27 protein-coding genes and 1 riboswitch are annotated in these 26,884 nt (G+C 48.4%); of the genes, 12 read left to right on the top strand and 15 right to left on the bottom strand.

What is annotated here, in order from left to right; genetic code table 11:
- The first annotated feature begins 36 nt into the window (after positions 1-36).
- The 4 genes from IYN85_RS19565 (at position 37) to IYN85_RS19580 (ending at position 5,506) form a co-directional block, all read left to right on the top strand.
- Positions 37-1,761, top strand: a complete 1,725-nt coding sequence (locus IYN85_RS19565; RefSeq protein ID WP_196160638.1) for a bifunctional protein-serine/threonine kinase/phosphatase — start codon at positions 37-39, stop codon at positions 1,759-1,761.
- 370 nt (positions 1,762-2,131) lie between these two features.
- Positions 2,132-3,511 carry a CmpA/NrtA family ABC transporter substrate-binding protein gene (locus IYN85_RS19570; protein WP_196160639.1) on the top strand — a complete coding sequence of 460 codons (1,380 nt, stop codon included), beginning with the start codon at positions 2,132-2,134 and terminating at the stop codon, positions 3,509-3,511.
- A gap of 75 nt (positions 3,512-3,586) precedes the next feature.
- The gene (locus IYN85_RS19575) at positions 3,587-4,573 is read left to right on the top strand and encodes an ABC transporter permease (protein ID WP_196160640.1); all 987 of its coding nucleotides are present in this window, start codon (positions 3,587-3,589) and stop codon (positions 4,571-4,573) included.
- An 84-nt stretch (positions 4,574-4,657) separates the two neighbouring features.
- The gene (locus IYN85_RS19580) at positions 4,658-5,506 is read left to right on the top strand and encodes an ABC transporter ATP-binding protein (RefSeq protein WP_196160641.1); all 849 of its coding nucleotides are present in this window, start codon (positions 4,658-4,660) and stop codon (positions 5,504-5,506) included.
- Positions 5,507-5,616: 110 nt separating this feature from the next.
- On the opposite strand, the gene IYN85_RS19585 is transcribed toward IYN85_RS19580, so the two are convergent.
- The 6 genes from IYN85_RS19585 to grpE all read right to left on the bottom strand — a co-directional run bounded on the left by IYN85_RS19585 (position 5,617) and on the right by grpE (position 12,787).
- Entirely contained in the window at positions 5,617-6,150 is a 534-nt protein-coding gene (locus IYN85_RS19585; RefSeq protein WP_196160642.1) for a hypothetical protein, read from the bottom strand.
- Between the two features lie 168 nt (positions 6,151-6,318).
- Entirely contained in the window at positions 6,319-7,425 is a 1,107-nt protein-coding gene (locus IYN85_RS19590; protein WP_196160643.1) for a hypothetical protein, read from the bottom strand.
- A 530-nt stretch (positions 7,426-7,955) separates the two neighbouring features.
- Positions 7,956-8,768 (bottom strand): 4-hydroxy-tetrahydrodipicolinate reductase, encoded by an 813-nt coding sequence (gene dapB / locus IYN85_RS19595; protein ID WP_196160644.1) that lies wholly within the window; start codon positions 8,766-8,768, stop codon positions 7,956-7,958.
- Between the two features lie 179 nt (positions 8,769-8,947).
- Complete coding sequence (gene dnaJ / locus IYN85_RS19600; protein ID WP_196160645.1) at positions 8,948-10,072, bottom strand: molecular chaperone DnaJ; 1,125 nt, start codon at positions 10,070-10,072, stop codon at positions 8,948-8,950.
- A gap of 109 nt (positions 10,073-10,181) precedes the next feature.
- Positions 10,182-12,095 (bottom strand): molecular chaperone DnaK, encoded by a 1,914-nt coding sequence (gene dnaK, locus IYN85_RS19605; RefSeq protein ID WP_196160646.1) that lies wholly within the window; start codon positions 12,093-12,095, stop codon positions 10,182-10,184.
- An 83-nt stretch (positions 12,096-12,178) separates the two neighbouring features.
- On the bottom strand, positions 12,179-12,787 hold the full coding sequence (gene grpE / locus IYN85_RS19610) for a nucleotide exchange factor GrpE (RefSeq protein WP_196160647.1): 609 nt from the start codon (positions 12,785-12,787) through the stop codon (positions 12,179-12,181).
- Between the two features lie 207 nt (positions 12,788-12,994).
- Here grpE and recN point away from each other — a divergent pair, with 207 nt between their 5' ends.
- Complete coding sequence (gene recN / locus IYN85_RS19615) at positions 12,995-14,668, top strand: DNA repair protein RecN (RefSeq protein ID WP_196160648.1); 1,674 nt, start codon at positions 12,995-12,997, stop codon at positions 14,666-14,668.
- A gap of 226 nt (positions 14,669-14,894) precedes the next feature.
- Here recN and IYN85_RS19620 read toward each other — a convergent pair whose 3' ends face one another.
- Together IYN85_RS19620 and fur are read right to left on the bottom strand one after the other, a co-directional pair.
- Positions 14,895-15,380, bottom strand: coding sequence for a TlpA disulfide reductase family protein (locus IYN85_RS19620; protein ID WP_196160649.1), 486 nt, complete (start codon positions 15,378-15,380; stop codon positions 14,895-14,897).
- A 133-nt stretch (positions 15,381-15,513) separates the two neighbouring features.
- Entirely contained in the window at positions 15,514-15,921 is a 408-nt protein-coding gene (fur, locus tag IYN85_RS19625) for a ferric iron uptake transcriptional regulator (protein ID WP_370592231.1), read from the bottom strand.
- 136 nt (positions 15,922-16,057) lie between these two features.
- Between fur and IYN85_RS19630 the strand changes: the two genes are divergently transcribed.
- A complete protein-coding gene (locus IYN85_RS19630; RefSeq protein ID WP_196160651.1) occupies positions 16,058-16,294 on the top strand; it encodes an outer membrane protein assembly factor BamE in 237 nt (78 codons plus the stop codon).
- Positions 16,295-16,432: 138 nt separating this feature from the next.
- Here the strand turns inward: IYN85_RS19630 and IYN85_RS19635 are convergent, their stop codons facing one another.
- Genes IYN85_RS19635 through IYN85_RS19645 form a run of 3 tightly spaced genes read right to left on the bottom strand, consistent with a single transcriptional unit; the run spans position 16,433 to position 18,546 of the window.
- Entirely contained in the window at positions 16,433-16,732 is a 300-nt protein-coding gene (locus IYN85_RS19635) for an RnfH family protein (RefSeq protein WP_196160652.1), read from the bottom strand.
- A 12-nt stretch (positions 16,733-16,744) separates the two neighbouring features.
- Positions 16,745-17,176, bottom strand: coding sequence for a type II toxin-antitoxin system RatA family toxin (locus IYN85_RS19640; protein ID WP_230390873.1), 432 nt, complete (start codon positions 17,174-17,176; stop codon positions 16,745-16,747).
- Positions 17,173-18,546, bottom strand: a complete 1,374-nt coding sequence (locus IYN85_RS19645) for a hypothetical protein (protein ID WP_196160653.1) — start codon at positions 18,544-18,546, stop codon at positions 17,173-17,175. The genes IYN85_RS19640 and IYN85_RS19645 overlap by 4 nt, the downstream gene beginning before the upstream one ends.
- A 133-nt stretch (positions 18,547-18,679) precedes the next feature.
- On the opposite strand from IYN85_RS19645, the gene IYN85_RS19650 reads away from it, so the two are divergent.
- On the top strand, positions 18,680-19,369 hold the full coding sequence (locus IYN85_RS19650) for a hypothetical protein (RefSeq protein ID WP_196160654.1): 690 nt from the start codon (positions 18,680-18,682) through the stop codon (positions 19,367-19,369).
- 15 nt (positions 19,370-19,384) lie between these two features.
- Here the strand turns inward: IYN85_RS19650 and IYN85_RS19655 are convergent, their stop codons facing one another.
- Both IYN85_RS19655 and IYN85_RS19660 read right to left on the bottom strand, forming a co-directional pair.
- Positions 19,385-20,140, bottom strand: coding sequence for a sulfite exporter TauE/SafE family protein (locus tag IYN85_RS19655; RefSeq protein WP_196160655.1), 756 nt, complete (start codon positions 20,138-20,140; stop codon positions 19,385-19,387).
- Positions 20,141-20,195: 55 nt separating this feature from the next.
- Positions 20,196-20,465, bottom strand: a complete 270-nt coding sequence (locus IYN85_RS19660) for a hypothetical protein (RefSeq protein WP_196160656.1) — start codon at positions 20,463-20,465, stop codon at positions 20,196-20,198.
- Positions 20,466-20,988: 523 nt separating this feature from the next.
- Between IYN85_RS19660 and IYN85_RS19665 the strand changes: the two genes are divergently transcribed.
- Both IYN85_RS19665 and folX read left to right on the top strand, forming a co-directional pair.
- The gene (locus IYN85_RS19665; RefSeq protein WP_196160657.1) at positions 20,989-21,690 is read left to right on the top strand and encodes an SDR family NAD(P)-dependent oxidoreductase; all 702 of its coding nucleotides are present in this window, start codon (positions 20,989-20,991) and stop codon (positions 21,688-21,690) included.
- Positions 21,691-21,699: 9 nt separating this feature from the next.
- Positions 21,700-22,065 (top strand): dihydroneopterin triphosphate 2'-epimerase, encoded by a 366-nt coding sequence (gene folX / locus IYN85_RS19670; protein WP_196160658.1) that lies wholly within the window; start codon positions 21,700-21,702, stop codon positions 22,063-22,065.
- A gap of 10 nt (positions 22,066-22,075) precedes the next feature.
- On the opposite strand, the gene folE is transcribed toward folX, so the two are convergent.
- The gene (gene folE / locus IYN85_RS19675; RefSeq protein ID WP_230390874.1) at positions 22,076-22,717 is read right to left on the bottom strand and encodes a GTP cyclohydrolase I FolE; all 642 of its coding nucleotides are present in this window, start codon (positions 22,715-22,717) and stop codon (positions 22,076-22,078) included.
- Positions 22,718-22,858: 141 nt separating this feature from the next.
- Positions 22,859-23,416, bottom strand: a complete 558-nt coding sequence (locus tag IYN85_RS19680; protein ID WP_370592232.1) for an ATP:cob(I)alamin adenosyltransferase — start codon at positions 23,414-23,416, stop codon at positions 22,859-22,861.
- Between the two features lie 50 nt (positions 23,417-23,466).
- A riboswitch (cobalamin riboswitch) is annotated at positions 23,467-23,601 on the top strand.
- A gap of 23 nt (positions 23,602-23,624) precedes the next feature.
- Between IYN85_RS19680 and IYN85_RS19685 the strand changes: the two genes are divergently transcribed.
- Genes IYN85_RS19685 through IYN85_RS19695 form a run of 3 tightly spaced genes read left to right on the top strand, consistent with a single transcriptional unit; the run spans position 23,625 to position 26,861 of the window.
- Positions 23,625-24,554 (top strand): ABC transporter substrate-binding protein, encoded by a 930-nt coding sequence (locus IYN85_RS19685; protein ID WP_196160660.1) that lies wholly within the window; start codon positions 23,625-23,627, stop codon positions 24,552-24,554.
- On the top strand, positions 24,547-25,605 hold the full coding sequence (locus tag IYN85_RS19690) for an iron ABC transporter permease (protein WP_230390875.1): 1,059 nt from the start codon (positions 24,547-24,549) through the stop codon (positions 25,603-25,605). The genes IYN85_RS19685 and IYN85_RS19690 overlap by 8 nt, the downstream gene beginning before the upstream one ends.
- Positions 25,602-26,861 carry an ABC transporter ATP-binding protein gene (locus IYN85_RS19695; RefSeq protein WP_196160661.1) on the top strand — a complete coding sequence of 420 codons (1,260 nt, stop codon included), beginning with the start codon at positions 25,602-25,604 and terminating at the stop codon, positions 26,859-26,861. The genes IYN85_RS19690 and IYN85_RS19695 overlap by 4 nt, the downstream gene beginning before the upstream one ends.
- Positions 26,862-26,884 lie beyond the last annotated feature (23 nt).

Consider the following 26,884-nt stretch of genomic DNA (forward strand, 5'->3'; position numbering starts at 1 on the left):
TGGGGCAACCCACTTTTGTTGTTTCTGTGAAGAACTATGACATTAAACCATCTTAAAAACGCAACTCTGGTCGATATCTATCAACGCTCAGAAGCGGGCCAAAAAAACGAAAATCAGGATGCCATCGGTGCTCGGATTCCACAGGGTTCGACGCAAACCGTAAAAGGCATCGCCTTGGTAATTGCCGATGGGGTTTCAGCGGCAGAAGCAGCACAAGAAGCCAGCCAAGCCAGTGTCACCGGTTTTCTGACCGATTATTTTTCGACCCCCGATACGTGGAGCGTTAAGAAATCAGCGTTGAAAGTGTTGCAGTCTTTAAACCATTGGCTATATGGTCAAAGTCAAAGCCACATTCAGGGGCGCGGCTATTTAACAACACTGTCCGTGCTCATCATTAAATCCAACAGTGCGCACATATTTCATGTGGGTGACACGCGCATCTACCGTTTAAGGAACAACCAGTTAGAGCAACTGACAAATGATCATGCTCGGCATCTTTCGGGTAATCAGTATTACCTTTCTCGCGCACTGGGGGCCGATCTGTCACTGGATATTGACTATAGAGTCGAAGAGGTCCAACAGAATGATCGGTTTCTGCTAACAACCGATGGCATACATGATGTGCTAAGCACCCGGGAAATTGAAGAGGTAACCGCCAATGAGAACCTTGAAAGCATTCCGAATGAGCTGCATCGACTCGCGCTGCAAAAAGGCTCAACCGATAACCTGAGTAGTCAAGTCGTCCACATCCATACGCTGCAAGACGTGAGCGCTCCAGATGCCTACAAAGCGCTGCGTGAGTTACCTTTCCCACCGGATCTGAACACGGACATGGTCATCGATGGCTTACGGGTTATCCGTCTGCTGCAGGATTCAGAACGCAGCCAACTGTACCTGGTTGAAGACTCGCAACACCAACTTTGCGTCATGAAAACCCCCTCAAGAAATTATCTGGATGACCCGGCCTATATTGAACGCTTTGTAATGGAGGAGTGGATCGGCAGCCGTGTCAGTAGCCCAAACATCGTGAAAACAATCGCGCCGATGCAGCGCAATTTTTTGTACTACTTAACGCGATATATTCCAGGGCCTACGCTCGAAGCGGTAATCAAACAACGGGGCAGGTTAGACATTACTGATGCGATAGACATAACAGAACAACTGGTCAAAGCCCTGCGGGCATTGCATCGAAAAGAAACTCTGCATCAGGATTTGAAACCGGCGAACATAATTATTTCTGCCACCGGGGCCGTACTCATCGACTTCGGATCTTGCTTGGTTGCGGGTATCGATGAAATACAAGCGCCTTTTGCGCGCGAAGTTGCTCTTGGTACTGCTGAATATTCGGCGCCAGAATACCGTTATGGAGGTCCTCGATCCGAAAAGAGCGATCAGTTTTCACTGGCCGTTGTCCTGTATGAAATGCTGACGGGGAAACTCCCCTTTGGCGCGGCATACGAGAAAGCGGCGACTTTACCAGACTTCCGAAAGCTCATCTATCAAAGCTCAGCACTCCACAATCCAATGGTGCCGATCTGGTTAGACACCAGTCTGAAAAAAGCACTCAATATCAATCCCGATTTACGTTACGCATCGCTCTCCGAATTTGTGTTTGACTTGAAACACCCCAACACAGAAGTGAGCTCCAATATGTCCTCGCCTTTAATCGAAACACATCCTGTCCAAGTCTGGCAAACGATCAGTGCCTTTTTATTTGCGATCATCGTCGCGCTTTGTTTGTGGATCAATCGATTGCTCTAACCGACGTACTTGCATGCCGTCCGGCTCGACTTATGAGCATTATTTAAAATGAATCAATTTAAAGCCAAATACCTCTTTTGAGGTATTTATCGCACTGTCTGAGTGCATAAAAAATCATCCTTAAGACATTCAAACCGACAAAACCTTTGTGAACCCCGTCTAAATCAGCACTTTAAGAAAACTGGCACAATCATCGCTATATACAAGACAAGATACCTGTCCAAAGGTAGACAACCAACTGAGGCCAAAGATGGCCCACTGCCATGATATTGTGGCAATAAATTAATTTGCACCCCATTCGCAACGGCGCATTCCTGAAAAGGGATGCGCTTTTTTTTGCCTAAATAAAAGTGGAACAACGGAGAGTCACATGCCCCTGACATTCAGCAAGAAAGCAAAAACACTTAAGACTTTGGTGACCATTACGGTTGCCAGTTGTATCGCAACCTTTGCCAGCGCAGAACTCGGTTGGCCGGAAAAGGAAGAACTGAAGTTTGGCTTCATTAAATTGACCGATATGGCCCCGCTGGCGATTGCATACGAAAAAGGTTTTTTTGAGGATGAAGGCCTGTATGTGACATTAGAAGCGCAGGCAAATTGGAAAGTTTTGCTCGATGGCGTCATCACCGGTGAACTGGATGGTGCGCACATGCTTGCCGGTCAACCACTGGCGGCGACGATTGGCTACGGCACCAAAGCTCACATCATTACGCCATTCTCAATGGACTTAAACGGTAACGGCATAACCGTATCCAACTCCGTCTGGGAAGATATGAAACCTTATCTGGAATACCAGGAAGATGGCAAACCCGTTCACCCTATCAAAGCCGATGCGTTGAAGCCCGTCGTCGAAGCTTATGCCAGCGAAGGCAAACCCTTTAACATGGGCATGGTTTTCCCGGTATCAACGCACAACTATGAACTGCGCTACTGGCTGGCCGCAGGAGGAATACACCCCGGCTATTATGCACCACAGAAAGGCGACACCTCAGGTCAGATCAACGCAGAAGTACTGTTAAGCGTGACTCCGCCACCGCAGATGCCTGCCACCCTGGAAGCAGGGACCATTTACGGTTACTGTGTTGGTGAGCCTTGGAATCAACAAGCCGTTTTCAAGGGCATTGGGGTGCCGGTGATCACTGACTATGAAATCTGGAAGAACAACCCAGAAAAAGTCTTCGGGATCACCAAAGAATTTTCTGAGCAGTACCCGAATACCACGATCCGATTGGTGAAAGCATTAATCCGTGCTGCTCAATGGCTGGATGCAAACGACAACGGCAATCGCCCGGAAGCGGTTAAAATTCTGGCACAACCAAATTACGTCGGTGCTGACTACGATGTTATCGCCAACTCCATGACAGGAACGTTCGAATACGAAAAAGGCGACAAGCGTGAAGTACCGGATTTCAACGTCTTTTTCCGTTATAACGCGACCTACCCGTATTACTCCGACGCTATCTGGTACCTGACCCAAATGCGTCGCTGGGGACAAATCGCCGAACCGAAAACAGACGATTGGTACAAGCAAGTTGCTGCCGATGTTTACCGACCTGATCTGTATCGCCTGGCGGCAGAAGCGTTAATTGAAGACGGCACGTTTACAGCAGATATGTTTCCTGCCTTTGCAACGGAAACGGGCTTTAAACCACCACAGAAAGGGTTCATTGATGGCATCGTATTCGACGGCACAAAACCAAACGATTACATGAAAAAATTCCCGATTGGCCTGAAAGACGAAACCCTGTAAGTACCCGCTTATCGCAGAGCAGCGGTAACGCTGCTCTGTTGATTCAGCCAATAGATCGCTACGGAGGTCTGAACCATGACCACACAAACCAAATCACATGTTTTGTCATCGTTGAACCTATCGATGCCAAAATTCAACACATCGATGCTCCTCGCCCTATTGCTACCAACGATTGGCATCAGCCTGTTTCTAATGATGTGGAGCGCTGCGGCGCCCAAGATCGATACATCACTTGGAGCGTTCCCTGGTCCAGCCCAAGTATGGGAACAAACACTGACCCTTTGGGATGAACACATTCAGGAACGCGAAAAGGAAGAGGCTTTTTATATCCGACAAGAAGAACGTAACGCCCAGCGTGCAGCGCAAGACCCCAGCTATGAAGTAAAAATTCGCTCCTATACTGGCAAAGCAACTTTTATAGACCAGATCGGCACCAGCCTGGTGACAGTTCTCGCTGGCTTTGTCCTGGCCAGCCTTATTGCGATACCGCTCGGTATTTTTATCGGTTTGTCGGAGCGACTGAATCAAGCTGTGAATCCGATTATTCAGGTCTTCAAACCCGTTTCACCACTGGCTTGGTTACCCCTTGTGACCATGGTTGTCAGCGCGGTCTATGTCAGCGAAGACCCTCTGTTCGAAAAATCCTTCATTACATCACTCATCACCGTCAGCCTGTGCTCATTGTGGCCAACGTTACTCAATACTGCAGTGGGTGTGGCTAACATCGACAAAGATCTAATGAACGTCAGCCAGGTTTTGAGACTATCTACCCTGACCCATATTCGCAAAATCGTCCTGCCTTCTTCTATTCCGATGATGTTCACCGGGCTTCGCCTGTCAATCGGTATTGCCTGGATGGTATTAATCGCTGCTGAAATGTTGGCGCAGAACCCTGGCCTAGGGAAGTTTGTCTGGGACGAATTTCAAAATGGCAGCTCGAACTCATTGGCGCGCATAATAGTCGCAGTTCTAACAATCGGTTTTGTCGGTTACTGCTTGGATCGCATCATGTTACTTATTCAGCAAAGAGTGAACTGGGACAAATCAACACAGGTTCGTTAAGAGAGACAGAACCCAATAGACGGACGGCCAGTTCGATTAAAAAACCCGCCGTCTCTAAAAACACGAATACTGGAGCAATAAATCATGAGTAAACTGCATTTGGAACTGTCAGCAATTGGCATTGAGTTTCCGACGCCAAAAGGGGCGTTTCGTGCGCTGGCCAATGTCAACCTGAAAATCAACAAGGGCGAATTTATTTCACTCATCGGTCATTCCGGTTGTGGTAAATCAACTGTCCTGAACATCATCGCAGGACTGCATCAGGCTACCGAAGGTGGCGCGGTATTAGATGGGAAAGAAGTCAATGAACCCGGACCAGAACGCGCTGTTGTTTTTCAGAACCATAGTTTATTGCCCTGGTTAACGGCTTACGAAAATGTTGAACTGGCGGTCAATCAGGTATTTAAGAACACCATGTCAAAGAAAGAAAAGCGAGAATGGATTGAACACAATCTGGAACTTGTTCATATGTCTCACGCACTGCACAAACGCCCGGATGAAATTTCTGGTGGAATGAAACAACGAGTCGGGATCGCACGTGCGTTGTCTATGCAACCCCAAGTACTGTTGATGGACGAACCTTTCGGCGCACTGGATGCCCTCACCCGCGCGCATTTGCAGGACTCGTTAATGGAGATCCAGGCCCAACTAGGCAACACCGTTGTTATGATCACTCACGATGTCGACGAAGCCGTTTTGCTGTCTGACCGTATCGTCATGATGACAAACGGACCGGCCGCTACGGTAGGTGAAATACTGAAAATTGACTTGCCCAGACCCCGTAATCGAATTGCACTCGCGGATGACCCGACGTACAACCATTACCGTTCTGCAGTATTGAAGTTTTTGTATGAGAAACAAAAGAAAATCGAAGATATTAAATCGGCCAGCCAATCAGTAGGAATAAAAAAGGCCACGAGTGAAGTGGCCTGATTAGATGCAACTGTTCGCTTTTTTCTAGATCGTCTATTTTTCAACCAGTTATTTTGAATGCCTGTACCAAAGCTTTGGCTCTTACAAACCTGATACAGGCATTAGCGCTGTTATCGAGCCAGTTCCCAAGCCGCCAAATCAACTCGCTTGCCCAAATCGGTCAAATATCGATCTCGCAAATCGCCTGAAGAAAACTCATCTAAGAAATTAAACCAGGTAGAAAAACCGTTGTTCTTTTTCTCACGATTTACTGTGAATATATAACCCAGTTCAGTCACGACATCTTCTTTAATACTGAAATCAATGCCTATTTCTACCGCATTGTCTTTATAGGTATACCGATTATTGCCCGTCTTAACAGGACGCGAATACAGCTCCTTTATCGTGTATGTGCCGCTTGGTAATGGACCTAACACATAAGAATGCTTGTAAACGTTGGGGTCTACTCTGGCATGATCCACGACATTCCCATCCTCATCCACGATAACCATCGTATAGATAAAAGAAAACTGTCCGGGAACTTCTGAATTCACTTCCAAAGGCAATGCGAGGAGTCCACCACTGCTTTCTTCTGGAGAAGGGAAAGTAGCACAACCCGATACAAACACACTGAGGAATAACACCAATCCTAAAATATTCTTCATTTTCTATCCTTACTTGTTGAGCGCGCATAATATCCAAATTGACGCGCATTGAGCAATACATAAGAGCAGACTTTTAGGAGAGTTCTGTGAAATGGAAAAGAAAAATGCTGGCATAAAAAAGGCCAACCCGAAGGTTGGCCCGATTCTAGTTTTCAGAGGAATCTGAAATTAGAAGCTGTACTTAGCACCAACAGTCAACATGTTAGTTGTGTCAGTTTGGAAGTCGAACTCAGCGTAGTAAGTTACACCTACTTCTGAAGTAGTATCAGCGCGCAATTCGATCTTAGGATCTGCAGCAGCGTCGCCACCGTCGAAGTTTTCCATGATTACTTTAGCAGAAGCATTGTAAGAGTCAGCAGCATATGCAACTTTCGCCCACAGCTCATCACCAGCATCAGCCAATGTGGTGAACGTGTAACCAGCAGAAGGAGTTACAGCGCCAGCAGCGTAAGACACTTCAACTTTTGCGATTTCGTCGTCGTCGTTATCAGCATTTACGTCAGTCCAAGAAGCTGAAAGAGTCGCACCCGCAACAGTTGAGTCAACAGAAACTGCGTACTCAGTTACTGTGTTACCAGCAGTATCGCCAGTTAAGTTGGTCGCAGCTTTTACTGTCGCAACGTCTGCAGTGTATGTAACACCAACACCAGCGAAGTAAGGAGCGTCAAGATCCAACTCTGCGCCGACAGCAGAAGCATACATTTCAGCTTCAGCGGTATAGCTCAGTGCACCAGCTTCACCAGTGTACTGTGCAGCAACACCAGTGCGAGTGGTTAGAGCATCATCATTCTGGCCTTGCAACTGAACAGTGAAACCGTCCATAACTGCGTACTTAAATGCAACGTCAACATCCAGCGTACCAGCTTCTTCCATTTCACCAGTGTATTCGTCTGTAGACATCAAGTTACCAACTTGACCGAAAGACAACTTACCATCAGTAACAACCAAGTCACCAACTGTAATTTCAGCTTCGTTGTTTTCGTCAGACTTCAGCCCGATAGAGCCAGAGAAAGGACCGTTGACAACAGCAGTCTCAATAGAGATACCGTAGTTGTAGTCATCTTCTTTCAGATCAACATCGTACGTAGAGTCAACAGGAACTAGCGTCCCCTCAACTTCATCAGTTGTAGCTGGATCATCAGTTGCAGGCTCCAGGTTCAGAATAAACTGAGCGTCCATCGCGCCAGTAAAAGATGTAGTTGCCTCTGTATCAGCCGCCATGGCTTGAGCAGAGATAGCAGCAGCAAGTGCAGTAACTGCAAAAATAGCTTTCATTAGATTCCCCTATTTTTATTATCAATACTGGTTTGGTGACCAGACTACTTGATTGAGCTTCAAATTCAGAATGAACCTGTCACCCTTGTTATCATTAACGCCGCATACATTTATCTTAATTTGCATACAGTGTCAAAACGTAACTGAGAGAAATTTCAAACTACAAAGATGTCATCAATATTAAAATCGGCGATTCACATCGGCTGGGTATGGTGACTCTTGTGTTTATTTTTTCATCCCAGGGTTGTTCGGTAGCCCGACCAACCATCGCGGTCTATAAAACCAGAGCGCAAAGACTTGGTCAACCACTTTTTTACCGTGAAAGGCGAGTATTTGGGCTTTTCCAGCCCCAATAGATCCCACCTTGATGAAAATCAACTGAATTAGCCTTCCACAATGGCAAGTTGCGTTGGTAATTTTCAAACAAGTGTTTGAATATGGCTGGAGCTGCAGGTTGCGGTGCCAGCTATTTAATTGATTTGAATCAGAATTTTTTGGTAACAAGACTTTTGATTTCCCGACACAAATCGTTAGTTTCTCTTGAAACCCAGCACATCTTCCATATCGAAAACGCCTGCTTCTCTTTTTTCCCTTAACCATTTTGCAGCTCGAACCGCACCACGAGCAAAAGTCTGTCGACTACTCGCTTTGTGAGTGATTTCTACCCGCTCGCCTTCACTGGCAAACATGACCGTATGCTCTCCGACGATATCCCCACCACGAATCGCAGAAAAACCAATAGCACCTTCTTCACGAGCGCCAGTGATGCCCTCACGACTGTACACCGCAACGTCGTTCAGTTGCACGCCACGACCATCCGCTACTGCGTGCCCCATCATTAACGCAGTGCCACTTGGGGCATCGACCTTGTGCTTATGATGCGCCTCAATAATTTCAACATCGCTGCTATTGCCAAGAATGGAAGACGCTAGTCGCAATAGCTGCAAAGAGAGATTTACGCCAACCGAATAATTACCGGCAAAGACCATCGAGACATTGCCGCCAAAGTGGTGCAATTGCTCTAATTCTTGTTCGCTGAAACCAGTAGTTCCTATGACCATCTTACAACCGACCTGAGCTGCGATCGCCAAATGCGCTAACGTAGCTGAGGGCGCCGTGAAATCAATGACGGTCACATTCGAGTTCAGCACGCTCTTGACGTCATCCGTAATAGACACGCCCAATTTGCCTCTGCCAATCAACTCTCCGGCATCAAACCCAATATAAGGCGAGTCACGCTTAACCAGCGCGCCAGACAATTCCACACCGTCCATCGCAAAAACAGCCTCTAATATGGCCCGCCCCATTCGCCCGTCGGCTCCAGTCACCACAATCTTTTGCATAATCTTACTCTTGTCGTCAGGGGCTTGAATCAAGCCCGGTGTTAAATCGTAAAAATCAAGAATGACAAGCTTTGTCAGGAACGTCCAGTTGCAATTTATCAGCACTGTATTGCATTGGTCTGAGCATAAAAAAAGCGACGGTTCTGCAACGCGTCGCTTTTTTCAATCGTTCGAGCGCTTCAGCTTTCGCCAAAGAACTTTTTAACGCCGTCGAACCAACCTTTACTTTTTGGCGAGTGTTTCTTGCCTTCCAGACTTTCCTGCAACTCCGTTAACAATTCTTTTTGACGTGCCGTTAAGTGAACGGGTGTTTCAACTACCACCCGGCACATCAGATCGCCAACACTGTGGCCACGAACTGGTTTAACACCTTTGCCACGCAAACGGAACAGCTTACCAGTTTGAGTTTCAGTTGGAATTTTCAATTTAACGCGGCCATCCAACGTTGGCACTTCCAGCTCTCCCCCGAGGGCTGCTTCCGCAAAACTAATGGGAACCTCACAGTACAGATTCGCACCATCACGTTCGAATATTTCATGGCGTTTAACATGCACTTCGACATACAAATCGCCTGCAGGTCCGCCATGTCGTCCAGCCTCGCCCTCGCCAGACAAACGAATCCGGTCTCCCGTATCCACGCCAGGAGGAATCTTAACATTCAACGTTTTGGTTTCTTCTTTTACACCGCGGCCATAACAGCTGGTGCAGGGGTCCTTGATAATTTTGCCCGCGCCTGAACATGCGGGGCATGTTTGCTGCACGGCAAAGAAGCCTTGTTGCATTCGTACCTGACCGGAACCACCACAAGTCGTACAAGTAACAGGAGACGTTCCTTTTTTTGCACCAGACCCGTCACAGGTATTACAGTTCACCAAAGTCGGAACACGAATATTTTTCTCGATGCCTCTTACGGCTTCTTCCAGCGTCAACTCCAGATTGTATTTCAAGTCTGAGCCACGCTGCACAGAAGACCGACCCCGGCCACCGGCACTGCCGCCAAAGATATCCCCGAAAACATCACCGAAAATGTCACTGAAGCTGCCTGCTCCGGCTCCACCGCCGCCAAAGCCGCTTTGGCCATCAATGCCTGCGTGCCCAAACTGGTCATAGGCTTGGCGCTTCTGTGAGTCTGAAAGCACTTCGTAAGCTTCATTCACTTCTTTGAATTTGCTTTCTGCGTCTTTATCGTCAGGATTACGGTCTGGGTGAAACTTCATCGCCATGCGACGATAGGCTTTTTTAATTTCCTTTTCGTCGGCGTTTTTTGCGACACCTAACACTTCATATAAATCGCGTTTTGACATAATTTTCAAGGCCTTGCTCAATACAAAAACGCGGGTCAATTGACCCGCGAATAAACGCCCAGCTCACATTACATAACGCTGTACTTGCATGCACGCGAGCACTGGGTCATTACTTATCTTTCACTTCTTCAAACTCAGCATCGACTGCATCGTCAGAGCCAGCAGCATTATCAGCGGCTGATTCGGCAGCACCAGCATCCTGAGCTTGTTCGGCGTAGATCTTCTGAGCGAAACCAGCAGAAGCCTGACTTAACGCTTCAACAGCCTTGTCAATAGCTTCTTTGTCGTCACCCTTCAGAGCGTCCTCAACAGCGACACAGGCTTTCTCAATGGACTCTTTTTCTTCGTCAGTTGCTTTGTCAGCGTTTTCTTTCAAAGACTTACGAGTCGCATGAACTAAACCGTCTGCGGTGTTACGGGTCTGAGCCAGTTCCTCGAACTTACGGTCTTCTTCTGCGTTCGCTTCCGCATCCTTCACCATTTGTTCGATTTCTTCATCCGACAGACCTGAGTTCGCCTTGATGACAATCGACTGTTCTTTACCGGTACCCTTATCCTTGGCGGATACGTTCAAAATGCCGTTCGCATCCAGATCGAAGCTCACTTCAATCTGTGGTACACCACGTGGTGCGGGTGGGATATCCGCCAGATCGAAACGACCCAGTGACTTGTTTTGACCCGCCATTTTGCGCTCACCCTGCAGCACGTGAATGGTCACCGCTGCCTGGTTGTCATCCGCTGTAGAGAAAGTTTGGCTCTTCTTGGTCGGAATCGTGGTGTTTTTGTCAATTAACGGTGTCATCACACCACCCATTGTCTCAATACCCAGAGTCAACGGTGTAACGTCCAACAACAATACATCCTTCACGTCACCTGACAGCACAGCGCCCTGAATAGCAGCACCCATAGCAACGGCTTCATCAGGGTTTACATCTTTACGTGGCTCTTTTCCAAAAAACTCGGCAACTTTGGCTTGAACCATCGGCATACGAGTTTGACCGCCTACCAGAATCACTTCACTGATATCTGAAATATCATGGTCGGCGTCTTTCAATGCGATGCGGACAGGTTCCAGGGAACGTTCAACCAGATCTTCGACTAAAGACTCGAGTTTCGCACGGGTCAATTTAACATTAAGGTGCTTAGGACCTGAGGCATCGGCCGTAATGTATGGCAAGTTAACGTCTGTTTGCTGAGCTGAAGACAGTTCAACCTTCGCTTTCTCGCCGGCTTCTTTCAGTCGCTGCATCGCTAACGCATCACCTTTCAGGTCGATACCAGAATCTTTCTTAAAAGTTTCGGCCAGGTAGTTAATGACGCGCATGTCAAAGTCTTCACCACCCAGGAACGTGTCCCCATTGGTCGCCAACACTTCAAACTGGTGTTCACCATCAACTTCCGCGATTTCAATAATTGAAATATCGAAGGTACCACCACCTAAGTCATATACCGCCACGACACTGTCGCCACGTTTTTTGTCCATGCCATAAGCTAGAGCTGCGGCTGTCGGCTCGTTAATAATGCGTTTAACGTCCAACCCGGCTATTTTACCGGCATCTTTGGTCGCTTGCCGCTGAGCATCGTTAAAATACGCTGGTACGGTAATAACCGCTTCAGTTACCTTTTCGCCCAGAAACTCTTCGGCCGTCTTTTTCATTTTCTTGAGAACTTCAGCGGACACCTGTGGTGGTGCCTTTTTATCGCCTTTCACTTCAACCCAAGCGTCGCCATTATCGGCTTTCACGATTTTGTAAGGGACCATTCCGATGTCCTTTTGTACGACATCGTCTTCAAACCGGCGACCAATCAGACGCTTGACCGCATAAAGCGTGTTCGCAGGGTTCGTTACCGCCTGACGTTTCGCGGGTTGGCCAACCAGAACTTCACCATCTTCTGCAAAGGCAACAATGGAAGGGGTGGTTCGGTCACCTTCGGCATTTTCGATTACCTTAGGTTTGCCACCTTCTAGCACGGATACGCACGAGTTAGTGGTTCCGAGGTCAATACCGATGATTTTGCCCATTTCAATTACTCCGTAAATGTTCGTTGTTTCATGCTCGCAAATATGCGAGCAATCCAATCAATTTCAAGGCCTGTGATGAAAAATCAGGCAGTCTCGTCAATTTTCTTAGCGCTATCGCCGCCTTTACTGACCATCACCATCGCAGGCCGGATCAGACGGCCATTTAACAGGTAGCCCTTTTGCATAACTGCAATGACGGTGTTCGGCTCTACCTCTTGATTCTCTACCATTGACATAGCTTGATGCAGCTGCGGGTCAAATGGCTCGCCGTGAGGATTAACCGCTTCGATGTTAAACTTCGCAAACACGTCAAAGAGACCCTTTAAGGTCATTTCAACGCCTTCTTTGATGGCGGTTACATCAGCGGAATCACCCTCAGTGAACTCGATGGCACGCTCCAAGTTATCTGCAACGGCTAACAGCTCTCTGGACAGTTTCTCCTGACCAAATTTGTGTGCATTTTCAATGTCTTTCTCAACCCGTCGGCGTAAGTTAGCCATTTCTGCTTCGGTACGGATATATTGATCTTTCAACTTTTCCGCTTCCGCTAAAGCAGCTTCAAGCTGGCTCGCAAGATCCTCGCCCACTGGTTCGGAACCGTTTGAATTTGCGGTATCTGCTTCAATCTCTGCGGAATCAGATACCGTTTCATTTTCAACTACATCATCTAACGATTTGTCTTCGCCGGTCATGGTTTACCTTCTTTAAATGCTTGAGCAATATGTATCCAACGGGCCCAGTAATGGGGCTGTACCCTTCCTTTTCAAGGGGATTTAATCGGCAAATTTCAGAACTACAGCACATAAATCTCAATGAAAACGTAAAATCTTACGGCAAGTACTTGATGCACACCCATAACAACTGTATAAACATACAGACTTTGTATGGAGCGCATGCGCATGCTACAAAATATCCTGATCCGTAATATTGCCATTGCAAACAATATTGAAATCGACTGGTCACCGGGTATGACGTCCATTTCGGGCGAAACCGGTGCTGGTAAGTCCATCTTATTAAATAGCCTCAGCCTCGCCTTAGGTGACCGAGCCGACAGCACCATTGTTCGGCACGGTGAGTCGCGCGCTGAAGTTGTTGCCACTTTTAACGTTGGTCGAATACCAGCGGCTCTGAAATGGCTAAAGGAGCGGGATCTGGACAACACCGACGAATGCATTTTACGGCGCACCATTTCCAGTGAGGGCCGATCCCGGGCTTTTATCAACGGTCAACCGGTGCCCCTGGCTGAACTTAAAACGCTCGGTGAATTCCTGATCGACATTCATAGCCAGCATGCGCATCAGTCTCTACTTCGATCCGACACACATCTGCGCTTACTGGATGAATACGCGGGGCTGACCCCACTGCGCCAAACAGTGAAAGAAGCTTGGCTGGCATGGCAGGGACTGGAACGCAAATACGCCCAGTTGAGACAGAATGCGGATGAAAAAGCCGCGCGAATACAACTGCTGCAGTATCAATGCGAAGAATTGGCAAACCTGGCATTAGCACCAGGGGAAGTCGAGGAGCTGGATACAGAGTTCAAACGCATGAGCAAAAGCGAAAGCTTACTTCGAGGGGCCCATGCGGCAGAATCCATATTGAACGGGGATGATGAACCGACCGCTGTTGCAGCACTAAAAGCCGTACTTCACGAGCTTAAGTGCTTAGATGACCCCTCAGATAGCTTAAAAAGCGCGTATTCACTGATTGAAAGTGCATTAATTCAGACGCAAGAAGCCGGTCACGACCTGCAAATCTACATCGAGAGTTTCGATTTCGATGATGAACGTCGATTTCTGGTTGAAGACCGTTTAAACACAATCCATGAACTTGCCAGAAAACACGCTGTGGCCTCAGAGAACCTGCACGACCACTATTACCAGTTGGACGCAGAACTTAACGAGTTGACCGACTCCGATGCGGCCTCGGAAACACTGGCGGAAGAAGTTGAACTGCGCAAGAAGCACTATTTTGCGGCGGCGAAGAAGTTATCAGCAAAAAGGAAGCAACATGCCAAGTCTTTTGAAAAAGAAGTTATTGAGAAACTATCGCAACTCGCTATGCCGGGCGCTAAGTTCAACGTTGCCTTCGAAGAACAGCCAAAACAAGCGTCAAACGGTATCGATGCTGTTGAGTTCCATATCAGCTTGAACCCAGGGCAACCGCTGCAGCCTCTAGCGAAAGTCGCATCCGGTGGTGAGTTGTCTCGGGTGTCGCTGGCCATTCAGGTGATCTGCGCCGAACACACCACCATTCCAACGTTGGTGTTTGACGAAGTCGACGTTGGTATCAGCGGAGCAACCGCTGAAATCGTCGGCCATATGTTGCGCAGCGTCGGGGCCCAAGGGCAGGTAATCTGCGTGACCCACCTGCCACAGGTTGCAGCGTTAGGCCATAATCACTGTATAGTGAAAAAACAACACACCGAAAGCCAAACAACCACCAACATAGTGAGGTTGGATTCAGAACAACGCATAAGCGAAATTGCGCGGATGCTGGGTGGTATAGACATTACCGCGCAAACCCGAGCGCACGCTGAAGAAATGCTTCGCAGCCACAGTCAGGCTCACTGAACGTCAAATGGCTAGCCATGTATTCCCGCTGATGGCGAAAATTGGGTAAAATGGAGGCACAGTCAGTGGTAAATAGAAGTTCTGTTGTTCGTCAACAGTGGCAGCAAAAGCAGCCAAATGTCGTTTTCAAGCTAGTGCAAGATTTGTTAGTCAAGAAGTCGTCGGCTACAACAGAATCCTGAAACAAAAAAGCCCGATAACGGGCTTTTTTACGGTTTGATATTTGTTATTGAGCCACAAGCTCTAGAAGCAACTCTTTGGTTTTTTCTTTACCGGCAAAGCCCGCCTTAATTGTATGGACTTTTCCGTCTTTACCGACAATGTAGGCATAAGGGAAACCTTTTGGCTCGAAAAATTGCACGACTTTCTGACTCTTATCTGACACATTCAGGAAGTTAACCGGTGTTTTTTCCAGAAATTTGTTTGCCAGTTTCACATCTTCATCGGTATTAATGCCGAGAAAGAAGACGCCCTGCCCTTTCAATTCAGTGTTCAACTCACTGATGATAGGGAAAGATTTTTTACAAGTCGTACACCAGCTCGCCCAGAAATCAACATACAGGACGCGCCCCTTCAATTGCGCCGTGTCCAGCACTTTGCCATCAAGCGTGGGGATCTTAAACGCCGGGAACTCATCACCTACTTTCACTTCAGCAGCGCTGAAACCGGTGATCATCAGCCCCATCACCAAAAACGCCATCTTTTTCAACATACTCTCATCCTCTACCACAACTTGATTAGTTATAAGTCAGTTTACGCACACTAGCTGAACCTCAGCGGAACATGTGCGTATTTTTTCATGTAAAGGCAGTTTGAGTGTTTGAAGCCGTTCACGATATGACAAATTAGTTCTTCGACTTTACATAAAGTACCAAACTATGGTCGACAATTTCCAAACCATGCTCTTCGGCAATCTGATGCTGACGCTCTTCGATGACTGAATCCACAAACTCGATCACTTCGCCGGTTTGGACGTTCACCATATGATCGTGATGTTCTTCTGACGCTAACTCATAAATGGCGTGGTTACCGTCAAAGTTATGCTTGCGGATCAAGCCGGCAGCTTCAAACTGGGTCAACACACGGTATACAGTGGCCAATCCGACATCTTCCCCAGAATCCTGCAGGGACTTATAAATGTCTTCTGCGCTGAGATGCCCGCCTTCTTCGCCTTCAAACATCTGCAGAATTTTCACTCGGGGCAACGTGACCTTGAGCCCAGCATTTTTTAATTCCTGATTTTGTATAGCCACCTTCTCGTCTCCGAATATGTGTGTACAATGCTCGGTTTCATGCAAACCGACCATGAGGTTAACGTTCTTGAGTGCTAGATTAACAAAAACAGTCCTGCTTTGCTTCGTTGCTATGTCAATAACTGGGTGTAGTATTTTGAAACCCTATGAAGCGGAATTGGGTCAGGGCAATTTCATTCGAGAAGAACAGATTGACCAGCTAGAGGTTGGGCAAACACCAAAGCAGGTGCTGTTTCTGTTGGGCACTCCACTTTTGACGGGGGAAGCTCGGGAAACTCGCTGGAATTACCCACTTAAAGATGAACAATCCGGATATGAGATCCTGTCCATTCAGTTTGAAAATGGCTTGGTTTCGAACATCACTCGTCAGTAAATCTGAACCTTGCAAGCGCTAGGGTCTTGTCTGACCCTGGCAATGTAGATTCAACTGGGCAGTCTCATTACGCTTCAAGACTGAGCCGAGAGCGAAAACAACTCTTTTTGTTACGGAATAACGACAAAATTCAGCATTTCATTCCTTCTTATTTTTTGCTGCACGGTTTAATCGGGCCTGTTTCGGATCAATCAGCAGTGGGCGGTATATCTCGACACGATCACCTTCGCGGAGAATTTCTTCATTTACTTTGGCAACTTTTCGGCCAAAAAGCCCCATCGCCGACTGTTCAATATCCAACCCCGGGAATTCCTTGTCAATGCCACTTTGTAACGCAGCCTGCAACAAAGTGCACCCTTCCGGCACTTCAACTTCTACTATTAACTGTTTCTCTGGTGTTGCGTAGGCAACTTCTACTTTAATGAGCTTTGCGTGCATATTGTTGTCCTGCTAGGAGTAGATAGTGTGGGCGCGATCCACAAAAGAACCCACCATACTGTCGGCAATCTGTTTAAAGAGCGCACTGAACGCCATCATTTTCAAACCCTTGGCAGCAGAAAAAGTCAGATCCAGACTGACTTTACAGCCCGTGTCGTGCAGTGCTTTGACCTGCCAGATACCATTCAGATATTCCAGCGGCCCTTGTTCCAGATTCATTTCAATCCGGCTTGGGTAGGTAAGCTGGTTGCGGGTAATCAGGGTTTTCTCAAACCCGGCCTTTTTTACCACCAGTCGACCGAGCATCTCAGTTTCTGATTGCTCAAGGATTTCCGCAGCACTAACACCCTCCAGAAACTCAGGGTAGGCTTCAATATCGTTAATTAACGAATACAGTTTTTCCGCCGGAACTAACACCAGAGCGGAGCGATGAATTTCAATCATAATCCAGGAAATATTGCCCGTTTTTTCACCCATCGATACAGGCGAACAATTAACATTAACACCACAAGCGAAAGCATCACTTGTGGTAAGCTGAGTGCCAGCAGACTGAGCGTCGCGCGGGCGAATACTAACCCAAGCACCAGAGGGACAACAAACCTTAACACCAGGCGCCAGAGAAAATAACGGAAACCACCATGGGGGTTCACTTGCTGCAATACCCGGTTTGGCCAGACGATCCAACCCACCCATATTGCGATACCTGCAGTTATGGTCGGGATGATCACACCCTGCCCGATCCTCTGGACCACTTCATAAATCGGCTTGCCATACCAGGTAAGCGGAGAATATACATCATGTGAAAACACCAAAACGCCACTGAGTACAACCACACCGCATACGGTTGCTGCCAGTAGCCATTGTCTCAGCGACACATTCGACTCTTGAGCGACCAATAGTAGCAACGGCAAACTACTTGCCAAACCCACCATACACAGCATGGTGAGCCACAGAGCAACATCGAAGGGCAAAGAGTCGGCACTCTGCAGGGAGTTCACCAATGATCGCAGCACGTTGCCTGCGTCCAGCCCACTGCCATTGAGGGCTGCCAGCCACTCCCATGAGATCGACAACATCGCCAAACCGAACAATAGATCAAACAATTGCACCAGGATGATCACCCTGGCCGTAGGTAAGCGATCCGATATTTTTGTGCCCAACACATACCAAACCAGCAGTCCCACCATAGATGAGGTTAGTGCGTGTTGCATGGCGGCTAGAATGTCGTCCCATTGCAATGCTGGCCATTGCAGGCTCAAAAACAGCGGTACGAACTTTGGAATACAGTAGAGGATAAACATAAAAAGAATAGGGATAAGCATAACGAATATGGCGGCAATACCGTGCCAGGCGAGCCCGCCCAGCAGCATCAACAAAATGCCTTGCGCAATAACGAAGCTCATAATTCGGTAAATATCCTGACTTTGCTCGAACCAGTAAAGGTTTTGGTCCAGCGGTCGCAACCCCAACAATTCTCCTTGCAGGCCGTCGATGCCGAATATCAGCGCCCACGCGGTGTTAAATAAGTTGGTGGACATCACAAAAACCACGGCCATCAAGAGAATTCCGAATGCCAACCGAGCCCAAGATCGGTTTAATACCAAAAAACTGAATTCAAACGGTGTTACCCGATACAATCGGCCAGCAACCAGCTCCGCTTGCAAAACCGGTAGAATAAACAGCAGTTTGAGAAAGGCGTAAAACAACAGGAAGCTTCCGTTTCCGTGTTGTGAGACCAACGTTGGGAGGATGAGACCATCCGACAGACCAACCTGAGTCCCAACCAGTAAAGCAATCAGTAATACCAAATTCACATACAGTTCCCGAAACACCCATTTGATCGGTCATACACGTGGGACCTGCCGGACAGGTCCCTGATTGGACTGACATTATCCAGACGTCCAAGCCGCTGCTATACTGCAGCAATCTTAGAAAGATAGAAAGCACATGGCAGAACAGCAATACGACTTACTTTTTAGCGGACAATGTCTTGAAGGCCACTATGTCGATTTCGTCAAAGCGGACCTGCAAACTCTGTTTAAAGCCAACCAAGGCTATATCGATGGTCTGTTTACCGGTCAGGAACAGATCATCAAACGTAAAGTTGATAAGGCAACGGCCATTAAATTCCAGCAGGCTTTTAAAAAAGCGGGCGCCAAACTGACGGTTAAAGTTCACAATCCATCGGCCCAGCCTATCACACCCACTGTAAATGCAGCTGCTGCACCAGAATCTAAATCCGTACCGAACCGCCCAGTTCAGCCGCAGGTGCCAGCAGGGATTCCAGCTCAGTTAGGAACGACCACAGCAGTTGCTCCAGGCGAAAATGCCGATGAACTCATAGAACATCACCAGCCTGATATTAAAGCGCCAACGACCATCCCCAGCTGGGATGTTAGCGCTCCGGGCGCGGTGCTGGGAGGTGAAACCCCCTTTGTGCCAGCGAATATCGATACCAGTGATTTATCGGTTGCCGCCCCGGGTGCTGACCTGATCATTCATTCCGGGTTCGAAGAGCCCACTCCGGTCATTAATACTGAAGCTATCTCGTTGGCAGATCCTGGCGCGACTATCGATACGTTGGACGATCACCAAGCGCCAGTGCGAGTCGATATCAGCCACCTGAGCCTCGAATGAGCTGTTTACCACTATTTATAGCAATGCCGCCAAACTGGCGGCCACGGTCATTAAAAACAAAAACCATTTCATAAAACGCTGACTCACTCGTAACGCCAATCGAACGCCAACGCGTGCACCGACCATAGTCGCCATCGCCAGAACAATTCCGGGCAACCAAGCCACCTGACCTCGGGCAATAAAAACTGCCAGCGCAACCGACGTAAAGGCGGCGGTACAGAGCATCTTCAATGCATTGGTTTTTACCAAGTCATAACGCAGACTGCCGCCAATGGCGGCGATTAAGACAAAACCAACACCAGCCTGCACGAAGCCGCCATAAATACCCGCTGCGAACAGAATCCACCATGCGCCTGATGACTGCTTTACCGTGAGACTCTTCTCCTCCGGGCCCGGAAAAACGGTAGATGGCCGGAACAGGATAACCACAGACATTGAGATCATCGTCCCCAGTAAGACAGGTTTTAAAAGCGACGGCGGGAGATAGGAGGCCAACCCCGAACCCAATAATCCTCCCCCCAACACCGGCAACAGAATACCTTTCAAGTCGTACAATGGCAGCTGCCCATGCTGATTGAAACCGCGCATACCCACCAGAGACTGCATAAAGACGCCCACACGATTGGTGGCATTGGCGACATCCGCGGGTAAACCGAGAATCATCAAAGCAGGCAATGTCAAATTAGAACCGCCACCGGCCAGTGTGTTAATGATCCCGGCAATAAATCCAGTGATAGTCAGCAGCGCAAGCATAAACCAAGACAGTTCCATGACTCGACCTTATCATTTCGAAGGGGGCGACATTACCAGTACTGACGGTTCCGGGCTACCCAACTTTAAGCCGAGATTCGAAGGTGTGCGACACCTGCTGCTGTAATAGAAATGCGTCAAACAGCAATTGATGAGGTAATCCGAGACTCAGGCTGATTTTCCAGAGGTCATCGCGCAAATGATCTTCCGCCCTCAATAACGCGTCCGCACGATACTGCAAACTGGCTGAAAATTCACTTTTCGCAAATGCCCGTTCCAGGGTTGAGCGCAGATCTGTCTGGGGGACCTGTAATGCATGCAGTAAAAAGGATTGAATGATGTTCATAATGACCTCCCAAATGAACACTTGCGAGGCAGCGACACGGTTTTGTGTGCGGTGCGCTTTAGCTGCTTTTATATACCGCTCGCAAGTGACACTCTAAATCAGCGGTTTCAATGCCAAAAACTATATCAACAAATTTCGATATAGACAAAGTATTATTTTAGTCACCACAGACCAAAACCACGCTGCGCTGCAAAAAGTCGCGGTCAACTAAATCTGAAACGGGTATCGGCACGTAATTTGAGATGCCTACAGCAATACGTCAATCCGTCACCAACTGAGGTTGAGGCCAATGCTCCGATAATGACTCTTGCTTTGGAACGGTAGGCAAATTAGGCTCAACGACCAAAGATTGTTATCTGCAAAGGCAAGCGGTTAAAGCCGACTAGTGGCAAGGCAACTGAGTCAGAAACATTGACGTGTACTATTCGTTTACATCTTGCCGTCAGCAACTCATTCACGGTTAGCGGCAATGATATGAACATAGATAGTCCTAATCGATACCTCAATCAACAGGGACAAAAGCATGCCACACATGGTCATTACCGGAGCAAGTCGCCGACTGGGTTTATTCCTGACCGAACAATTTCTGTTGGCTGACTGGCGGGTAACCGCCATTACACGCAGCCCAAGTGACGCCCTTCTCGGTCTGGCACAAAGCAACTTGCGACTGGTCAGTGCGGATTACAGTCATACCGAAAATTTTGCAGCCTTGGTGCAGGAAATTGGCGAGGACGCCATCGACTTGCTGTTTCACAACGCGTCGTATTTTGCGCCAGACGCTGATGAGACGAGCGAAGCGCTCGACCAGATGGATCAAATGCTGAAAACTCATGTCGCGCTGCCGATGTTTCTGAATAACGCACTTACGGGACAGCTCAAGCAATCAGCAAACGCCAATATCATTCATATGACCGATATCTATGTCGACAATCCGAATAGCCGTTTCAGTCACTATTGCGCCTCCAAAGCTGCCCTGGAAAACCTGTCAAAATCCTTTGCCAAAAGGTTAGCGCCAGAAGTCCGGGTCAATTCGATTCAGCCTGGCGCGCTCAAGTTTCTGCCAGAACACAGCGATGCCGCAAAACAAGCGGTGTTGTCAGCAGCGCTAATTCAACAGGAAGCTGGATTCGAGCCAATCTATCAGACGATTCAGTTTATTCTCAACAATCCATTCATTACCGGTACCGCCATAAAAGTAGACGGTGGCCGGTCCATTTGCCGATAAAGGAACCCCATGCGAACAGCCATCATCAATATCAAGAATCTGCGTCTGCGCACATACATTGGCTTTAATCCGGAAGAACTCGAAAAACAACAGGATGTGGTCATCAATGCTGAAATCCACTACCCGGCTGACCAGGCGCTGGAAACCGACAGCGAGTCAAACGCGGTCAATTATAAGGACATAACCAAAAAGATGATTCAGCATGTAGAACAAGGACAATTCAAATTGCTGGAAAAACTGGCGGGCGATTTACTCGATATTGCGCAAACACATCCGGATGTGCTCTTTGCGAGGGTATCGGTGGACAAACCGCATGCGTTGCGGTTTGCAGATTCCGTTTCCATTACGATGGAAAGTCATTCACGAGCGGGTTAACCCCGCTCTGTTAGCGGACGAAGTCTCGTCGCAAGTCTCGGTCCGCCAAGAATTGGCCGCCCAGCGACAGGGTTTCTGTGGATGAGGTACTGTCCATGACCCCGCGCGCTTTCACACAATAATGTGTAGCGTTGATTTTGACCGCCACATCTTCAGTACCCAACAGCGTTTGCAACGCAACCAGCACCTGCTGATTCAATCGTTCCTGAACCTGTGGTCGCTGTGCGAAAAAGCGGACAATCCGGTTGATTTTGGACAAACCTATGATGGTTTTGCCCGGTATATAGGCCACATCGGCTTTGCCATCGATAGTCACAAAATGGTGTTCACAGGTACTGGTCAGATCGATATCTTTTACCCGAATCATTTCTGATGCAGACATTTTGTTTTCGATCAGTGTAATTTTGGGAAAGTGCTCATAATCCAAACCGGAGAACACTTCATTGACATACATTTTGGCGATGCGATGAGGAGTTTCTGCGAGACTGTCGTCAGCTAAGTCCAGCGCCAAGACACCCATCACTTCAGTCATCAACGACTCAATACGTGCCACCCGATCTTGCTTAGACAATGTCTGTTCAAGCATCGGAGTTTCCAATCCCAGTTCAATTAATCGATTGCGAACAGCGATTGCTTCGGCGGATATTGCCATAATTTTCTGTACCTACTGAATTTGCGTTTTTCGTCGAGCATCGCCACCGGAGGCTTTTGGCGACAGACACAATTGATGCCGCCATCGGCGAGTTAGCGCGCCATAATATCATATCCGCCGGCAAATAAATCCATGCAGAGACTACGGGTTTTCAACACGCGATAAGCGCGCTTTTCCGTAATTTGAGCTGATGTATTCGGGTTCTTCAACAGCGGAGCGTTGGTTGATGATACGGGTCATGACAAAAAACAGATTGGTCAGCACATTCGTGTATCTTGGTAAAGTTGGAGGTACCGACACTCCTTCTAGGTCCAGCCGAACCAATAGTCTGGTTACTTTCTTGCTCAGGCTCCGGCAATAATGCAATGGCACCACCGCGCCGACGCCACGAGGTAGGACAAATTTCCGGTCATCAGCCACCAGCAACTGCTTAAGCTGGCTATAAATGTCCTTAAGCTCGACCAATTCAACGTCACCAATCGCGCAACGTCCACGAATGGAGCCATTCAAATCAAACATCTTAGGTTGAATATCAAACAACACTTGCTGCAAGTCTGCATCCCTTTCGATGCAGGCACTGCCAGCCAAACCGACCTGCGTGCACAACTCATCAGTTAAAATCTCGAAATCACACAGATTTGATGTTTCGTAAATGAACGGATAACTCATTTCATCAACGTCGCCATTAAATTTGAACACAGGGGATCTCCTCAGGGCTGTTGGACCAAAATGGAATGACATAAATACATTGACTTAACCACCCTTTCCTTGTCCAATTCGCGCCTGCTCATACGGAATGCGGTTAGAATCCGCAGCGGACGCGCCACTGTAATTAACAGTTTATGTTATTAGCCAGGAGACGTGAGCTACACAATTTTATACTGTACGCGTCTTACAGGAGACACAGATGCCTCATTTTTTGAAGGCGGCTGCTTTTTTTGCCGCTGCGACCTTAACCACCCTTTGTTTCGCTCAAACGCAATATCCACTGACTGTTCAAGATGGAATGGGTCAGAAAATAACGCTAACGTCTGCTCCAAAAACAATCTCATCCAAAACCCTGTTTACGGATGAAATCCTGCTTAATATGCTCGACACCAGTCGTTTGAGCAGCCTGACAAATTTCGCCAGCGATGATAATTACTCCAATATTGCCGGAAAGTTGCCTGCAGGCGTACCATTGCTGGATTTCAACGTAGAAGCAATTATCGGCAATTATCCGGACATCGTGTTTGCTGCGAACTGGAGCGACGCCGGTAAAGTAGAGCAACTTAAACAAGCCGGTATTCAGGTTTATCTGGTCAATACCCCTAATACACTTGAAGGGATCGAGACAGAAATCCTGAAACTGGGGATGCTGCTCAATGTGGCTGAGAAAGCAGAGCAACTGGTTGCCGACATGCACAGCCAACTGGAATCATACCAGTCTAAGGTTTCGATCATTGCAAAACAGCAGTGGGTTGCTTTGGATTACAACAGCTGGGGGACTGCCAGCGGTGTTGATACCACCTGGAACGCAGTACTAACCAACGCAGGCATCATCAATGGCTCAGCAGAATACGAACAGGGTGCCTATGGTCAGGTACCTATGTCAAAAGAACTCATCGTCGAAATCGATCCTGACATTCTCTTTCTACCCGGATGGATCTACGGCGAAAGCGATGCCGCCAGCAGTTTTTATCAACAGGTCGCCAATGACCCCGCTCTGAGCAATGTGACCGCCATCAAACAAGGCCGTGTCTATCAAATCCCGGAAAACCTGCGCGGCACTTACAGTCAGTACATTATTGACACTATCGGCTATGTTGTTGAGTCGGTCGCGGACGCTGTTGAATAAAAACCTTATGAATGCCCGCGCCATCAACTCGCGCATACTAGGGTTATGCCTGCTCACGCTAATGGGGATAACCTTTGTACTATCGCTCGCCTTGGGTGCCATCAAATTACCCGTCAACGACGTTGTGGCGGTGTTAAACCTGGCCATCCAAGGAGAGTTGGAGCAAGCTCAAAGCCTGTATCCAAAGACCACAGCCATTTTATTGCATATTCGACTACCCCGCGCATTCGCCGCTATTTTGGCAGGTGCCGCACTGGCAACAGCGGGGGTCGCCAGCCAAGGGCTGTTCCGGAACCCATTGGCCAGCCCCGATATTCTCGGCATCAGCGCAGGTAGCAGTTTGGGGGCTGTCATCGCCATTACGGCCGGCTGGTCCATGCGCCATCCGTTAGTTATTCCCGCCAGTGCCATTATGGGTGCCGCCTTGACAGCGGCGCTGGTGTATTTTCTGGCTCTGCGCAAAGCCATGATGCAACAACTGCTTTTTGTGATTTTATCCGGTCTAGCCTTATCCAGTTTACTGACAGGGGCCATTTCAGCGACCCTTTTGATGGCCAAACAATACGAAGTTTCGCAATATGTTTTCTGGACCATGGGCGGTCTCGAAGGTCGACTGTGGGCACACGTATTGTGGCCCGCCCCAGCCATCGTCCTGGTAGGCTTGCTGTTATGGCGACAGGCTCAGGCACTTAATCTAATAGCACTTGGAGAAGAAAACGCACATGGTATGGGTCTGGATGTACCCCGAGCACAAAAATTCACCTTGCTCGGCAGTGCCCTGCTCACCGCACTCGCTATTTCCATTTCCGGTCCGATCGGATTTATCGGACTCATGATTCCGCACCTGGTCCGTCTATTTGTCGGTCCGGATCATCGCCGGTTAATGCCTGTCAGCGCCATCATTGGTGCGACGTTTGTGATGCTGGCAGACCTGATTGGCCGAACGATCGTTGCGCCACATGAAATCAAGGTTGGCATCATTACCGCGCTGATCGGTGGCAGTTACTTCATATTTCTGATTGCACGCATTCAACAACGAGGGCAGCTATGACACAGCCCTTATTGAGCGCGACCTCGCTAGGTTTCAAACGCGCTTCTCGCATTTTACTGAACGACATTAACCTCTCGATAAAGCCCGGCGAACTAGTTGGCATTATCGGCCCAAACGGTGCGGGTAAGAGCACGCTGCTCAAATGCCTCGTGGGTATTCATGCTTTAAACCGCGGAACGATAACGGTTCAAGGCAGTCCGCTGGCACAGTTGTCCCATAGTCAGCGGGCTGCTCACATCAGCTATCTTGCTCAACAACAGCAGGCAGCCTTCGCGTTTACCGTAGAGCACACTATTTGCCTGGGCGCTTATCATTGGCAGCATCGCACCCACGACAGCGGCCAAACGGTACAGGAGCGGTTACAGGCCATCGTTGAACAACTGGACTTACAACCTTTGTTGCACCGTAAGTTAGACGAATTATCGGGCGGGGAAACCCAGCTGGTGCATTTTGCCCGGATATTAATGCAAAACACGCCCTTGATGTTGTTGGACGAACCCACAGCGGCACTGGATATTGGCCATGAAACGCAACTCATGAACTTGCTCAGGCATCATTGTCGATTGGGATCCGCAGCGTTGGTTGCCATTCACAATCTGAATATTGCCGCGGCTTTCTGCGATCGTTTGATCCTGCTGGATCGCGGTGAAGTTTTGGCCAGCGGTCGCGCAGAGGATGTCATTACGCAGGCACGGATGAACCAGCTGTACGCTGAACAGGTTATGGTCAGTCACAATCCGGTTTCCGGCACCGTCACCGTGTTGCCCCTGCTGGAAAGACAGCTGCACCACAATTTCACCGTGCACCTTATCGGTGGCGCAGGTAGCACTGTTGCACTGGTCCGAACACTGCTACAAATGGGCGTTAAGGTGACAGCCGGTATCGGCCACGAACAGGATTCAGATACCGAATTCTGGCAGGTTACCGGCATTGAACATATTAAGGTCGCCGCCTTCTCCGCGATTACCTCACAGGATGTTGAACGCGCCAAGTACTTGGTTCACAGTGCCGATATTACACTGCTGACCGAATTCCCGATTGGGATCATGAATGATGAGAATCTAAAGCTGGCCGCTCAAGCCAAAAACCTGTGGTTAATCGAAGAAGAACACACCGATCCTTCCCGTTTTCATCACCCTGATGCACAGCAAGCCCATGAAGCGATGAAAGCTTCGGTGCCCCGCTACTCCTCACTAGGCGCGCTGGCCACTATCCGATCTATACTGGCCAATCTGACCGATACCAACACTCGGTAAACAGTTGAATTTAAGGCATTTTA

The sequence above is a fragment of the Reinekea sp. G2M2-21 genome, assembly GCF_015687175.1.
Classification (GTDB): Bacteria; Pseudomonadota; Gammaproteobacteria; order Pseudomonadales; family Natronospirillaceae; genus Reinekea.

Excerpts from the sequence above, each read along its gene's own strand:
- dapB (WP_196160644.1), bottom strand. The coding sequence starts at position 8,768 with ATGCAAAAGATTGTGGTGACTGGAGCCGACGGGCGAATGGGGCGGGCC.
- IYN85_RS19660 (WP_196160656.1), bottom strand. The coding sequence starts at position 20,465 with ATGAACATCATTCAATCCTTTTTACTGCATGCATTACAGGTCCCCCAG.
- IYN85_RS19635 (WP_196160652.1), bottom strand. The coding sequence starts at position 16,732 with ATGCACGCAAAGCTCATTAAAGTAGAAGTTGCCTACGCAACACCAGAG.
- IYN85_RS19570 (WP_196160639.1), top strand. The coding sequence starts at position 2,132 with ATGCCCCTGACATTCAGCAAGAAAGCAAAAACACTTAAGACTTTGGTG.
- IYN85_RS19665 (WP_196160657.1), top strand. The coding sequence starts at position 20,989 with ATGCCACACATGGTCATTACCGGAGCAAGTCGCCGACTGGGTTTATTC.
- IYN85_RS19620 (WP_196160649.1), bottom strand. The coding sequence starts at position 15,380 with ATGTTGAAAAAGATGGCGTTTTTGGTGATGGGGCTGATGATCACCGGT.
- folE (WP_230390874.1), bottom strand. The coding sequence starts at position 22,717 with ATGGCAATATCCGCCGAAGCAATCGCTGTTCGCAATCGATTAATTGAA.
- IYN85_RS19650 (WP_196160654.1), top strand. The coding sequence starts at position 18,680 with ATGGCAGAACAGCAATACGACTTACTTTTTAGCGGACAATGTCTTGAA.
- IYN85_RS19655 (WP_196160655.1), bottom strand. The coding sequence starts at position 20,140 with ATGGAACTGTCTTGGTTTATGCTTGCGCTGCTGACTATCACTGGATTT.
- IYN85_RS19580 (WP_196160641.1), top strand. The coding sequence starts at position 4,658 with ATGAGTAAACTGCATTTGGAACTGTCAGCAATTGGCATTGAGTTTCCG.
- IYN85_RS19640 (WP_230390873.1), bottom strand. The coding sequence starts at position 17,176 with ATGATTGAAATTCATCGCTCCGCTCTGGTGTTAGTTCCGGCGGAAAAA.
- IYN85_RS19575 (WP_196160640.1), top strand. The coding sequence starts at position 3,587 with ATGACCACACAAACCAAATCACATGTTTTGTCATCGTTGAACCTATCG.
- folX (WP_196160658.1), top strand. The coding sequence starts at position 21,700 with ATGCGAACAGCCATCATCAATATCAAGAATCTGCGTCTGCGCACATAC.
- dnaJ (WP_196160645.1), bottom strand. The coding sequence starts at position 10,072 with ATGTCAAAACGCGATTTATATGAAGTGTTAGGTGTCGCAAAAAACGCC.
- IYN85_RS19565 (WP_196160638.1), top strand. The coding sequence starts at position 37 with ATGACATTAAACCATCTTAAAAACGCAACTCTGGTCGATATCTATCAA.
- IYN85_RS19685 (WP_196160660.1), top strand. The coding sequence starts at position 23,625 with ATGCCTCATTTTTTGAAGGCGGCTGCTTTTTTTGCCGCTGCGACCTTA.
- IYN85_RS19585 (WP_196160642.1), bottom strand. The coding sequence starts at position 6,150 with ATGAAGAATATTTTAGGATTGGTGTTATTCCTCAGTGTGTTTGTATCG.
- dnaK (WP_196160646.1), bottom strand. The coding sequence starts at position 12,095 with ATGGGCAAAATCATCGGTATTGACCTCGGAACCACTAACTCGTGCGTA.
- IYN85_RS19590 (WP_196160643.1), bottom strand. The coding sequence starts at position 7,425 with ATGAAAGCTATTTTTGCAGTTACTGCACTTGCTGCTGCTATCTCTGCT.
- recN (WP_196160648.1), top strand. The coding sequence starts at position 12,995 with ATGCTACAAAATATCCTGATCCGTAATATTGCCATTGCAAACAATATT.
- grpE (WP_196160647.1), bottom strand. The coding sequence starts at position 12,787 with ATGACCGGCGAAGACAAATCGTTAGATGATGTAGTTGAAAATGAAACG.
- IYN85_RS19695 (WP_196160661.1), top strand. The coding sequence starts at position 25,602 with ATGACACAGCCCTTATTGAGCGCGACCTCGCTAGGTTTCAAACGCGCT.